Genomic DNA, 12415 nt, shown 5'->3' with positions numbered 1-12415 from the left:
CTGGATCAGGTTCTGAACCGCCGAACCAACCCATCCAGCTCATTCGACAACCCAGCCAGACTCTGCGAATCCAGGCGTGCCGAGTTCGCCAGTTCTGCCACCAACTGCGCATCGCCATGAATCTGGCTGATGTGGCGATTGATGTCTTCTGCCACTTGATGCTGTTGCTCAGCCGCCGTGGCGATTTGAGTGTTCATGTCGCGAATCACATCCACCGATTCACGAATCTGCCCGAAGCTGCTGCGCGCTTCACCGATGCGGGTCACCGATTGCTGCGACACTTCCAGGCTCGCATGCATCTGCTGGGTCACCTGGCTGGTACGCTTGGCCAGGTTGCCCAGCAGCCCGTCGATTTCCGCCGTGGAGTCGGCAGTCCGTTTGGCCAGGGCGCGAACTTCATCCGCCACCACCGCAAAACCACGACCCTGTTCACCGGCCCGGGCCGCTTCGATGGCCGCGTTCAGGGCCAGCAGGTTGGTCTGTTCAGCGATGGAACGAATGGTCCCGAGGATCGACTGAATGTCGTTGCTATCGCGCTCAAGCTGTTGCATCGATTGCGCCGATTGTTCGATCTCCTGGCTCAAGCGATCAACACTGCTCACTGCGGCATCGATCTGCTGCTGACCTTCGCGCGCCTGGCGCTGGCCGCTGTCGGCCGACTCGGCGGCCTGGCTGCAGGAGCGTGCGACTTCGTTGGCGGTGGCGACCATTTCGTGGAACGCCGTGGACACCATGTCCACCGCTTCACGTTGGCGCCCGGCGGCTTCGGCCATGTCGCTGGACACCTGCGTCGAGCTCTGGGAGGTGGCGAGGATCTTGGTCGCGGCGCCGCCGATGCTTTGAATCAGGTTGCGAATCGCCGCCAGAAACTGGTTGAACCAGTTGGCCAATTGAGCCGTTTCGTCGCTGCCACGGATTTGCAGGTTCTTGGTCAGGTCGCCTTCACCTTGGGCGATGCCTTCCAGACCACTGGCCACGCTGCGGATCGGCCGCACGATCAGGCTGGCGAAACTGGCGCCGACGATGGCGAAGAACACCGCCAGTACCGCCGCGATGATCGCGATCAGCCAGGTCAGTTGAGTGGCCGAACTCATCACGTCGGTCTGCTTGATCAGGCCGATAAAGGTCCAGCCCAGTTGTTCCGACGGCCAGACGTTGGCCATGTAGCGCTCGCCATTGAGCTCGACTTCCACCAGCCCTTTGCCGGCCTTGGCGAGTTGCGCGTAGCCGTCGCCGAGACTGGTCAGGGCTTTGAAGTTGTGTGCTGGTTGCTTCGGATCGACCAGCACCGTGCCGGTGTTTTCCACCAGCATCAGGTAGCCGGTTTCGCCGAGTTTGATCTGTTTGACGATTTCGGTGAGCTGCTTGAGCGTCACGTCGATACTGACCACGCCGCCGTTGGTGCCCAGTTTGTTGTCGATGGTGCGCACGGTGCTGACGTAAGTCGCGTCATCCTGAGCCCAGTAATAGGCCTCGGTGCGAAATGGTTTGCCGGGTTTGGCCTGCGCGGCTTTGTACCACGGGCGCTGGCGCGGATCGTAATTGCTCAGCTTCGCATCGTCCGGCCAGGACACGTAACCGCCCGCCGCCGTACCGAGGATGGCGTAGGCGTAGGCCGGGTGGCTGTTGCCAAGGTCCTGGAGGAGGGCGAAAACCTTTTTGTCCGACTCGCCTTGGGGAATACTTTCGGCGTTGGCGCTCATGTAGGTCTTGAGGCTGTCGTCGGAGTTCTTGATCAGCGGTTGGGTGGCCAGGTAATCGACGTTCTGGCTGATGCCGTCAAAAAACAACTGCATGGCATTGCTGACCTGACGAATCTCGCGGCCGCTGCCGTCGACAAAATTATCCTTGGCATCGCTGCGCAAGTTCAGCACCACGAGGGTGGCGACCAGTACCACGGGCAAGCAGGCGATGATTGCAAACGCCCAGGTCAACTTCTGTTTGATGTTCATCCGCGCTCCAGTTTTTTCTTGTAGGCCCACGCAGTGCAGATGACTCGCGGATTATTGGCAGCCGAAAACGTTCGATACCCCGATCCTTGAGTGCGCCCTCGTTATCATTGTCGGCGATTGTCGGACAATTCCTTTTCTCTCTAATGACTTCGGCTGAGGAACGTGGAAATTGAGGCCTGTTGAGAAAAATCCGGCGAAGGGTAGGGGCTCGGTGTCAGATTCTGTCGCAAATGCCCTTGTAGCCCTTCGTCAACAAGTGGCGCAGGCTCAGCTATGATCTTGAGCGGTCGATGAGTTGTGTCTGATTAATCCGGCACATTGTGTGCTTCTTGATGTTCATGGGAACGTTCATAGGTCGGCAACCCCTCCCGCGAATGAGTGGATTGCCGTATAACGAATGACTTTCGCGTGTTTGGTAATAAAGGACCCACAATAAAAGCTGATGAAGACTCCAAAACGCATTGAACCCCTGATCGAGGACGGTCTGGTCGACGAGGTGCTGCGCCCACTCATGAGTGGTAAAGAAGCAGCTGTTTATGTGGTGCGCTGCGGCAACGAGCTGCGTTGTGCCAAGGTCTACAAGGAGGCGAATAAACGCAGTTTTCGTCAGGCGGCCGAGTATCAGGAAGGCCGTAAGGTGCGCAACAGCCGGCAGGCTCGAGCGATGGCCAAGGGCTCCAAGTTTGGCAAGAAAGAAACCGAAGACGCCTGGCAGAATGCCGAAGTGGCGGCGTTGTTCCGCCTGGCCGGTGCCGGTGTGCGAGTCCCCAAGCCGTATGACTTCCTCGAAGGCGTGCTGCTGATGGAGCTGGTGGCCGATGAGTACGGCGATGCCGCGCCGCGTCTGAACGATGTGGTGCTGGAGCCGGACCAGGCGCGCGAATATCACGCGTTTCTGATTTCGCAGATCGTGCTGATGCTGTGTACCGGTCTGGTGCATGGTGACCTGTCCGAGTTCAACGTGCTGCTGACGCCGACCGGCCCGGTCATCATCGACTTGCCTCAAGCGGTGGATGCGGCGGGCAACAACCACGCGTTCAACATGCTGGAGCGGGACGTGGGCAACATGGCGTCGTACTTCGGTCGTTTTGCACCGGAGTTGAAACGCACCAAGTACGCCAAGGAAATGTGGGCATTGTACGAAGCGGGCACTTTGCACCCGGCCAGTGTGTTGACCGGCGAGTTCGACGAGCCGGAAGAACTGGCAGACGTCGGCGGGATCATGCGCGAGATCGAGGCGGCCCGTCTTGATGAAGAGCGTAAGCAAGCGATCCGCGCTGCGGACGACGCGCCACCGAGCAAAGCCGAAGAACCGCCTCCACCCTGGATGCAGTGATCGGTTGACCCATAACCCGGCTTCGGCCGGGTTTTTTGTAGATGCTTTTTTGGGGGCCGCGTCGTCTGCATCGCGGGCAAGTCCGCTCCCACAGGTTTTGTGTCGCCCCCGGATTCTATGATCGACACCTGACCTGTGGGAGCGTGGCTTGCCCGCGATGGCGTCAGACCAGGCAATCCGCAACGGCGATACTCTCCACACTCAAGGACTGAATGTGAACTCCACCCGCAATGCCCAACTGATCATCGCCGCCCGGCTGATTTCGGACTTCGGCGCTTTCCTCAACATGGTTGCCCTGGCCACCTACGTCTACCTGCTCAGCAACAGCGCGATGAGCGTCGGGATCTTCCTCGCCAGCCGTGTAGCCGGGGGGATTTTTGCCAGTTTGATCGGCACCCGGTTCTATCGCCGCTGGGCCGGGCGTCTGCCGCTGATTGCCTTCGACCTGCTGCGCGCCGGTTTGCTGGGCCTGCTGTTGGTGCTACCGGTCACCCAACAAGCGCTGCTGTTACCGCTGATCGCGTTCGGCCTGGGGTTCGGCAATTCGATGTTCGCCATCGGCCTCAACAGCCAATTACCGCACATGATCGAAAAGGCGCAACTGCTCACGACCAACGCCTGGATAACCTCTGCATCGTCTGCGGCGATGGTCGGTGGGAGTCTGGTGGCGGGGGTGTTGGTGGCGGGGTTTGGCTTTGAGACGGTGTTTGCCCTGAACGTGGCCACTTATCTGCTGGCGGCGTTGTTGATTGTGCCGCTGCGGTTTTCCAGACCTGCATCCAGTGATGAACCCCTTCACCAACAAGCCGAATGGTCAGCCCTGCGTCAGGGTTTGCGCACGGCACCGGTGCTGACGGCGATGCTAGCCGTTGCCATGGCCGACACTTTGGGCAGCGCCGCGCACAACGTCGGCCTCCCGATCATTTCAAAACTGCTGACACCCGAGTCGCCCAGCACCACCTTGGGCATGATGCTGGCGGTCTGGGCCATCGGAAAACTCATCGGAGCGCGGATCGCCAGTCGCCTGAAAGGTACGGACAACGCGCACCTGGAACGGCGATTTTTCTTCGGCGTGTTGCTGATGTCCTGCGGCTTCATCCTGATGTTCCAACAGCAAACCCTTTACGGCTTGCTGCTGTTTTCGTTGCCCGCAGGCTTGGGCGACGGGTTCTCGGAAGTCGGCCTGATGTCGCGCCTGCAACGTGAACCGGACAACCTGCGCCTGCCGATTTTCAGCTTTCTGACGCTGCTGCAAATGACCGGGTTCGGCATCGGCATGTTGATCGCCGCGCCGTTCTATTCGTGGTGGACGCCCGGCGCAGTGGTGTTGTTGTTCCACGGCATTCCCCTCACCACGTTGCTGGTGGCGAAGGGGTTGGCGCTCAGGAATGGGCGGGTTCGGCGCAGCAGCCCGACGCCAGCTCCTTGAGGATCGGGCAGTCCGGGCGGTGGTCGCCGTGGCAATGTTCTACGAGGTCTTGCAGGGTGTCGCGCAGTTGGCCGAGTTCGCGAATCTTCTGGTTCAGCTCGTCGATGTGTTGACGGGCCAGCGCCTTCACATCAGCACTGGCTCGCTGACGGTCCTGCCAGAGGGTCAGGAGTTTGCCGACCTCTTCCAGTGAGAAACCCAAATCCCGAGAGCGCTTGATGAACGCCAGGCTGTGCAGGTCGTCATCGCCATAGACCCGGTAGCCACTGTCGGTGCGATGGGCTGCCTTGAGCAGGCCGATGGATTCGTAGTAACGAATCATCTTCGCGCTCAGACCGCTCTGGCGGGCCGCTTGGCCAATGTTCATCGGTTGTCCTCCAGGTCTTTGGGTTTCCAGGTTTTCAACAGTAACGCATTGCTGACCACGCTGACGCTCGACAGCGCCATGGCCGCACCGGCCAGTACCGGGTTGAGAAAGCCGAACGCCGCCAGTGGCAGGCCGATCAGGTTATAGACGAAGGCCCAGAACAGGTTTTGGCGAATCTTCGCGTAGGTCTTGCGGCTGATCTCCAGCGCCGCCGGCACCAGCCGTGGATCGCCGCGCATCAGGGTGATCCCGGCCGCGTGCATGGCGACGTCGGTGCCGCCACCCATGGCGATGCCGATGTCTGCCGCGGCAAGGGCCGGTGCGTCGTTGATGCCGTCGCCGACCATTGCCACCACACCGGTTCTTTTCAGTGCGGCGACGGTGGCGGCTTTGTCCGCCGGCAATACTTCGGCGTGGACATCGCTGATGCCCAGCGCCTCGGCGACCACCTTGGCGCTGCCGCGGTTATCGCCGGTCAGTAAGTGGCTGCTAATGTTCCGTGCGCTCAGCTGTTGCACTGCTTGCAAGGCGCCGGGTTTGAGCGTGTCACCGAAGGCGAACAGGCCGAGCACTCGCGGTTCAGGGCTTTGTTCGATCAGCCAGGACAGGGTCCGGCCTTCGGTTTCCCAAGTGGTTGCGGAGTCAGCCAATGGCCCGGCGCTCAGGCCACTTTCTTCCAGCAGGCGCCGATTGCCCAAAGCCAGTCGCCGACCATCGAGACTGCCGGCAATGCCGCGTCCGGTCAGCGATTGACTGTCGCTGACATCAGCCACGGTCAGGTCGCTCTCGGTGCAGGCATCCAGCACCGCCTTGGCCAGCGGGTGTTCACTGCCGCGTTGCAGCGCACCAGCCATTTGCAGCAAGGCAGCTTCGTCACCTTCGATGGCACTCAAATGCGCGATGCGCGGCGTGCCCGACGTCAGCGTGCCGGTCTTGTCGAACACCACGGCGCTGACTTCATGAGCGCGCTCCAACGCTTCGGCGTCCTTGATCAAAATCCCGTAGCGCGCCGCCACACCGGTGCCGGCCATGATTGCCGTCGGTGTGGCCAGCCCCAGTGCGCAAGGGCAGGCGATCACCAGTACCGCAACCGCGTTGATCAATGCGGTTTCCAGTGGCGCGCCGTACAGCCACCAACCGAGCAGGGTCGCCAGGGCGATCAACAGAACCACAGGCACGAACACCTGGCTGACTTTATCCACCAGTTTCTGGATCGGTGCTTTCGCCGCCTGCGCGTCTTCGACCAGGCGGATGATCCGCGCCAGCACGGTTTCTGCGCCGAGCGCCAAAGTCCGAACCAGCAAGCGACCTTCGCCATTGATGGCGCCGCCGGTGACCTTGTCGCCCGGTTGTTTGGGTACCGGCAGGCTTTCGCCGCTGATCAGTGCTTCATCGGCGTGGCTCTGGCCTTCCACAACGATGCCATCCACCGGGAAGCGTTCGCCGGGCTTGACCATGACCAGATCGTTGAGGCGCAAAGCGCTGATCGCAACGTCCTGCTCGCGGCCATCGATCACCTGAATGGCTCGCTCCGGACGCAAGGCTTCAAGGGCGCGGATGGCGCTGGCGGTCTGGCGCTTGGCGCGGCTTTCCAGGTATTTGCCCAATAGCACCAGAGCGATCACCACTGCCGAGGCTTCGAAATACAGGTGCGGCATGCGACCGGCAGCGGTGGCCCACTCGTAAACGCTCAGGCCATAGCCGGCGCTGGTGCCCAGGGCTACCAGCAAATCCATGTTGCCGGCACCTGCGCGCACGGCTTTCCACGCAGCGACATAGAAGCGCGCGCCGAAGATGAACTGCACCGGGGTGGCCAACGCAAACTGCACCCATGCCGGGAGCATCCAGTGCACACCGAAAGGTTGCAGCACCATCGGCAGCACCAGCGGCAAAGCGAGGGCGATGGCCGCCAGCAAGGCCCAGCGTTCGCGATGCAGACGTTGCTGTTGAACGTCGGCTTGCGGGTGTTCGACTTCCCAGACGCTGGCGGAGTAACCGGCCTTGGTCACGGCGTCGATCAGGGTTTGCGGATCGACCTGGCCGAGCAGTTCGAGGTGCGCACGTTCGTTGGCCAGGTTAACGCTGACACTCTTCACGCCCGGCACCTTGGTCAGCGCCCGTTCGACGCGGCCGACGCAGGACGCGCAAGTCATGCCGTCGATGCTCAATTCCAGGGTCTGCTGTGGCACGCTGTAACCGGCCTGCTGCACCGCGTCCATCAAGGCAGGCAGGCTGTCACTGGGCGCTTGAACCCGGGCCTGTTCGGTGGCCAGGTTGACGCTGACGGCCGTGGCGCCGATGACTTTGCTCAAGGCACGCTCGACACGTCCTGCACAACTGGCGCAGGTCATGCCGGCAATCGGCAGATCGAAGGTGGTGGATTCGGACATCGGTCACGCTCCCTGTAGAAATTACCTACAGGATCAACCTTGCCATGCGGGCAAGGTCAAGCGCCATGTCTCAGATCAAAAGATCGCAGCTTGCGGCAGCTACATTGACCGCGTGCTAACCCGATCCCAAGGAGCTGCCGAAGGCTGCGATCTTTTTACAGACGACTCAATACCCGAGGGCGGCAGGCTTGAGGTACATCCCTTCCTGCGTCATCGCAATCCGGAACTTCAACACATCCCCGGCTTTGAGCGTGATGTTCTGCGAACCCGGCGCGAGCATGCCCGGGTTGCAACCCGGCACCTGGCCCGGCAGCAGTTTGAGGCGCAGGGACACATTGCCCGGCGGCAGGTTGAACGAGGTGCTCTGTTCCTGGAACAGTCGCGCCGATAGCTGATCCTGGATGTACACGCCGATCTCGCAGGAAGTCGAAACCTCCAGGCGCTCGCGGGAAATGATCAGCACGCCGTAGTCCTCCCCGGCGGCTTGAACCGAAGGTGTCGCGGCAAATAGGCTGAGGAAGCCAAACAGGCTGAGAGCTGACCAGCGCATGGCTGAATCTCCTGATGTCGAGTCATAGATGGACGCAGCTTGGCCGAGCGTGGCGCCGATTGCCAGCCCGGCAGGTTGCTTGAGAACTTGACCTTGCCATGGTGGCAAGCTCGAGACTGACCTCAACCCTCATTAAAGGAGTTGTCCCATGCAAGTGTTCAATGTTGAAGGCATGTCCTGCGGTCACTGCGTCAAAGCCATCACTCAGGCGCTGCAAGCCAAGGATCCCGCGGCCAGCGTGCGCATTGATCTGGCGGCAAAAGAAGTCGGCGTTGAAAGTGCGCTGACAGCCGATCAGGTGATCGCTGCGATCAGCGAAGAGGGTTACGGGGTAAAACAGATCTAACTTTTTAATAGTTAGCGACCTAACGGAATGTTCAAGGCGTCCACGCAAGGCTAGACTGTCGGCCTGCCGATCCATGGCCAACCCGCATGCCTAACCTGGACGCCTGATGAACTTGCGCGCAATCCTGATTCTCGGCGCCTTGAGCGCTTTCGGCCCGCTGGCGATCGATTTCTATCTGCCGGCCTTCCCGGCGATGGCGCTCGCTTTCGGCACCGACGAAAAACACGTTCAACTGACCCTGGCGGCCTATTTCCTTGGCCTGTCTATCGGCCAACTGGCGTACGGCCCGGTGGCGGATCGCTTTGGACGACGCATTCCCTTGCTGACAGGTATCGGCTTGTTCACCGTCGCTTCGTTGGCCTGTGCCTATGCGCCGACGCTGGAGTGGCTGATCGGCGCACGTTTCGTCCAGGCGCTGGGCGGTTGCGCGGGCATGGTGATTTCGCGGGCAGTGGTCAGCGATAAATGCGATGCGGTAGGTTCGGCGAAGGTCTTTTCGCAGTTGATGCTGGTGATGGGCCTGGCGCCGATTCTTGCGCCGATGCTGGGCGGGTTGCTGGTCAACACGACGGGCTGGCAATCAATCTTTCTGGTGCTGACCGGTTTCAGTGCGCTGGCGGGGTTGGCAGTGGCTCTGGGGCTGCCGGAAAGTTTGCCGGCCCATGTGCCGCGCCAACCGTTGTCGGGCGCGCTGCGTCAGTACGGTCGGTTACTGGCGGACCCGATTTTCCTAGGCCATGCCCTGACCGGTGGCGTCGCCATCGCCGGGATGTTTGCCTACATCGCCGGTTCACCGTTCGTCTTCATCAAACTCTATGGCGTGCCGGCCGAACATTTCGGCTGGCTGTTCGGCATTAACGCGGCGGGTTTCATACTGGTGGCCCAGGTCAATGCCCGGATGCTGGCCAAGCGCGGCCCGGCCTTTTTGCTGGCGCGTACCGTCTGGCTCTATCTGGCGGGTGGCCTGGCCCTGTTGGCGGTCAGTGCGTTGCACACCACGCAGTTGTGGCCGTTGCTGATTCCGCTTTTCCTCTGCATCGCCAGCCTGGGTTGTATTGTGCCCAACGCCTCGGCCTGCGCCATGAACGGTCAGGGCGCGCGGGCGGGCAGTGCCTCGGCGATGCTCGGTTGCCTGCAGTTCAGCGTTGCCGCCGGGGCCGCAGCATTGGTGGGGGTTTTGCATGATGGCAGCGCCATGCCGATGGCCATGGTCATCAGCCTGTGCGGGATTCTGGTGGTGAGCGCGGCGACGCTCACCCGACGTTTGCAAACTGCCCGGGCGCTGACGCAAGCCCAGGTCTGAGGACGGACTCAGCCAGCAGCGCGATGCTGACGGTCGGGAATCTGATGGGGCGCGTGCAAGCGCGCTTCAAGCGTCTTAGTGAAAGCCAGGGCTTCGGCCTCACTGCGGAACGTCACAGCGTGTTGATCCAGTCGGACCTGCCAGCAGGATGTTGCCACTTCTTTTATCAGGATCTTCATTGCTGAACTCCTTTCGTAAAAGACGTCTCGTAAAAGACATCACGTAAATGATTGTTCGCAGAGTTTTCGATTGTAGACCTGAATACGATCGCAATTGTGACAACGGTCAATTCTCTGACTGACGGCAAAAAATCACCATCCCCTGTAGGAGCTGCCGAAGGCTGCGATCTTTTGATCTGGTGTTTTTAAAAGCAAAATCAAAAGATCGCAGCCTCCGGCAGCTCCTACTCTTCAGAACCCTTCAAGCACAATTTTGCCCTTGGACTTGCCGCTCTCCAGCAGAGCATGGGCACGCCGCAGGTTGGCCGCGTTGATGGTCCCGAAGTGCTCGCCGACCGTGGTTTTGAGCGTGCCTGCATCGATCAGCCCGGCGACGCGGTTGAGCAAGTTGTGCTGCTCGATCATGTCTGCGGTTTCGAACAGCGAGCGGGTGTACATGAACTCCCAGTGCAGCGACAGGCTCTTGCGCTTGAGCTTGGTCACGTCCAGCGACTTCGGATCATCGATCAGCGCCAGTTTGCCTTGCGGCGCCAACGCCTCCACCAATTGATCCAGGTGTTGATCGGTCTGGGTCAGGCTGGCGACGTGGGTCACCTGCTCGAACCCCGCACGTTTGAGTTCTTCACTCAGCGGCTGGCTATGATCGATCACCTGATCGGCGCCCAGGTCACGCACCCAGCTCTGGGTCTGTGCACGGGAAGCGGTGCCGATGACCTTCAGCCCGGTGAGCTGGCTGGCCAATTGCGTGAGGATCGAACCCACACCGCCAGCGGCACCCACGATCAGCAGGCTCTGGCCTTCATCGGTTTTGCCTTCGCGCACTTGCAGGCGATCGAACAGCAGTTCCCACGCGGTGATGGCAGTCAGCGGCAGGGCGGCTGCTTCGGCGAAACCGAGGGTTTTCGGCATATGACCGACGATGCGCTCATCCACCACATGCAACTCGCTGTTGCCGCCGGCACGGGCGATGGAACCGGCGTAGAACACCTTGTCGCCAGCCTTGAACAAGGTCACTTCGCTGCCGACAGCCTTGACCACACCGGCCACGTCCCAGCCCAGCACCTTTGCCGCGCCGCCTTCCGGCTGGACGTTCTGGCGAACCTTGGTATCCACCGGGTTGACCGAGATGGCTTTGACCTCCACCAACAGGTCGCGCGGGCCGGCGACCGGTTCTGGCAGTTCGATGTCTTGCAGGGATTTTTCGTCGCTGATGGGCAGGGAGTCGTAGTAGGCGATGGCTTTCATGTGGGGTTCCTGAGAGGGAATAATTTCGATGGGGCAGATGATTGGTTATTTCCCGGCAAGATAAAACCCGCTAAAAGAGCAGTCTCTTTCAATATTTTTTTGATAATCGAGGCTGGCGATGTTGCGTTTCGATGACTTGCAGTTGTTCGTTCGGGCTGCAGACCTGGGCAGCCTGTCGGCGGCGGCGCGGGTGATGGATATGTCGGCGGCGGTGGCCAGTGCGGCGTTGAAGCGTATCGAACAGCAACTCGGCGCGCGCTTGCTCGCCCGTTCTACCCGCAGCCTGCGCCTGACCGCGGAAGGCGAAGGTTTTCTGGAATACGCCCGGGCAGCCTTGAGCAATCTCGATGAGGGCCGCCGCCTGCTGGCCAGCGGGCAGGATCAGGTCAGCGGGATTTTGCAGCTGTCGGCGCCTTCGGATTTCGGTCGCAACCTGCTGTTGCCATGGCTCGACGAGTTTCAGCGTGAGCATCCGAAGCTCACAGTACGGTTACTACTGGGCGACCGCATCGCCGATCTGTTTCGCCAACCGGTGGACATTGCCCTGCGGTATGGCGAGCCGGAAGACTCGAGCCTGGTGGCGTTGCCCATCGCTCCGCAGAACCGTCGTGTACTCTGCGCGGCGCCGAGTTACCTGGCCCGGCATGGCGAACCTCGGTATCTGGAGCAATTGGCTCAGCACAATTGCCTGTTATTCATGCTCGGTAGTCGGGTTCACGATCACTGGAGTTTCCACGATGGCAAACGCGAAATGAGCCTGACGGTCAGTGGCGATCGCTTCAGTGACGACGCCGATGTTGTGCGTCTGTGGGCTGTCGCGGGGGCGGGGATTGCGTACAAGTCCTGGCTCGATGTCGCCGCCGATGTGCTGGCCGGTCGGCTGAAAGTGCTGATGCCGGAGCTGCTCTGTGAGCGCGCCCCGCTGAATTTGCTGTGCGCCCATCGCGCACAATTGAGTAAGCCGGTGAACCTTTTGCGGGAAATGCTTGCCAGCCGATGCGCTCGAATAAGCAGTCAATTTCCGACGATTTCGGGTGTCGATCATTAGTCGCAGGCAAATAGCGAAATTTCTGTCAGGAACTATCACCACCAATGGATTCCCAAGGGCAGGAACCAGCGGTTAACCCGCTTATACTAGCGCCCGCCTCATGTACGCACCGTCGACCTCGCAATGGCGAGTCCAGGTTCGATTCGGTCATACCCGATGGTCATCACCAGACCTTCGTTGCACCCACGAAGCAATGGCTTGGGTGAGTGGGTGGCTTTGCCCGGTCCATGGCGGTTTTCGCGTCTTGGCCGACGACACATTACTGGTCAA

General features: G+C 60.7%; 11 protein-coding genes and 1 pseudogene. 5 read left to right on the top strand and 7 right to left on the bottom strand.

Going from position 1 to position 12415, the window contains the following annotated elements:
- Window positions 1-5: 5 nt before the first annotated feature.
- Together AB7M26_RS01950 and AB7M26_RS01945 are read right to left on the bottom strand one after the other, a co-directional pair.
- The gene (locus AB7M26_RS01950) at window positions 6-734 is read right to left on the bottom strand and encodes a methyl-accepting chemotaxis protein (RefSeq protein ID WP_371917492.1); all 729 of its coding nucleotides are present in this window, start codon (window positions 732-734) and stop codon (window positions 6-8) included.
- Between the two features lie 129 nt (window positions 735-863).
- Window positions 864-1952 (bottom strand): annotated as a pseudogene (locus AB7M26_RS01945) (cache domain-containing protein); the annotation flags it as partial.
- A gap of 442 nt (window positions 1953-2394) precedes the next feature.
- On the opposite strand from AB7M26_RS01945, the gene AB7M26_RS01940 reads away from it, so the two are divergent.
- Both AB7M26_RS01940 and AB7M26_RS01935 read left to right on the top strand, forming a co-directional pair.
- A complete protein-coding gene (locus AB7M26_RS01940; protein ID WP_007907116.1) occupies window positions 2395-3288 on the top strand; it encodes a PA4780 family RIO1-like protein kinase in 894 nt (297 codons plus the stop codon).
- Between the two features lie 214 nt (window positions 3289-3502).
- On the top strand, window positions 3503-4717 hold the full coding sequence (locus AB7M26_RS01935) for an MFS transporter (RefSeq protein WP_123500958.1): 1215 nt from the start codon (window positions 3503-3505) through the stop codon (window positions 4715-4717).
- On the opposite strand, the gene cueR is transcribed toward AB7M26_RS01935, so the two are convergent.
- From cueR to AB7M26_RS01920, 3 genes are all read right to left on the bottom strand, one after another.
- On the bottom strand, window positions 4671-5084 hold the full coding sequence (cueR, locus tag AB7M26_RS01930; RefSeq protein WP_123500960.1) for a Cu(I)-responsive transcriptional regulator: 414 nt from the start codon (window positions 5082-5084) through the stop codon (window positions 4671-4673). The genes AB7M26_RS01935 and cueR overlap by 47 nt on opposite strands.
- Window positions 5081-7474 carry a heavy metal translocating P-type ATPase gene (locus tag AB7M26_RS01925; protein WP_123500962.1) on the bottom strand — a complete coding sequence of 798 codons (2394 nt, stop codon included), beginning with the start codon at window positions 7472-7474 and terminating at the stop codon, window positions 5081-5083. Before AB7M26_RS01925 ends, cueR begins: the two co-directional genes overlap by 4 nt.
- Before the next feature lie 166 nt (window positions 7475-7640).
- On the bottom strand, window positions 7641-8024 hold the full coding sequence (locus AB7M26_RS01920; protein ID WP_123500964.1) for a hypothetical protein: 384 nt from the start codon (window positions 8022-8024) through the stop codon (window positions 7641-7643).
- A 148-nt stretch (window positions 8025-8172) separates the two neighbouring features.
- Here AB7M26_RS01920 and AB7M26_RS01915 point away from each other — a divergent pair, with 148 nt between their 5' ends.
- On the top strand, window positions 8173-8370 hold the full coding sequence (locus AB7M26_RS01915; RefSeq protein WP_008006328.1) for a heavy-metal-associated domain-containing protein: 198 nt from the start codon (window positions 8173-8175) through the stop codon (window positions 8368-8370).
- A 106-nt stretch (window positions 8371-8476) separates the two neighbouring features.
- Window positions 8477-9673: a multidrug effflux MFS transporter gene (locus AB7M26_RS01910; RefSeq protein WP_429387713.1), complete on the top strand. Its 1197-nt coding sequence runs from the start codon at window positions 8477-8479 to the stop codon at window positions 9671-9673.
- An 8-nt stretch (window positions 9674-9681) separates the two neighbouring features.
- Here the strand turns inward: AB7M26_RS01910 and AB7M26_RS01905 are convergent, their stop codons facing one another.
- A complete protein-coding gene (locus tag AB7M26_RS01905; RefSeq protein ID WP_185022254.1) occupies window positions 9682-9852 on the bottom strand; it encodes a hypothetical protein in 171 nt (56 codons plus the stop codon).
- 231 nt (window positions 9853-10083) lie between these two features.
- On the bottom strand, window positions 10084-11097 hold the full coding sequence (locus AB7M26_RS01900) for a zinc-binding alcohol dehydrogenase family protein (RefSeq protein ID WP_401175471.1): 1014 nt from the start codon (window positions 11095-11097) through the stop codon (window positions 10084-10086).
- Between the two features lie 118 nt (window positions 11098-11215).
- On the opposite strand from AB7M26_RS01900, the gene AB7M26_RS01895 reads away from it, so the two are divergent.
- On the top strand, window positions 11216-12145 hold the full coding sequence (locus tag AB7M26_RS01895) for a LysR family transcriptional regulator (RefSeq protein WP_192345811.1): 930 nt from the start codon (window positions 11216-11218) through the stop codon (window positions 12143-12145).
- The last annotated feature ends 270 nt before the right edge of the window (window positions 12146-12415 follow it).

The sequence above is a fragment of the Pseudomonas sp. F-14 TE3482 genome (assembly GCF_053629455.1).
Note: the sequence above shows the minus strand (reverse complement) of the source record. Positions and strands in the feature narration are given on the sequence as shown.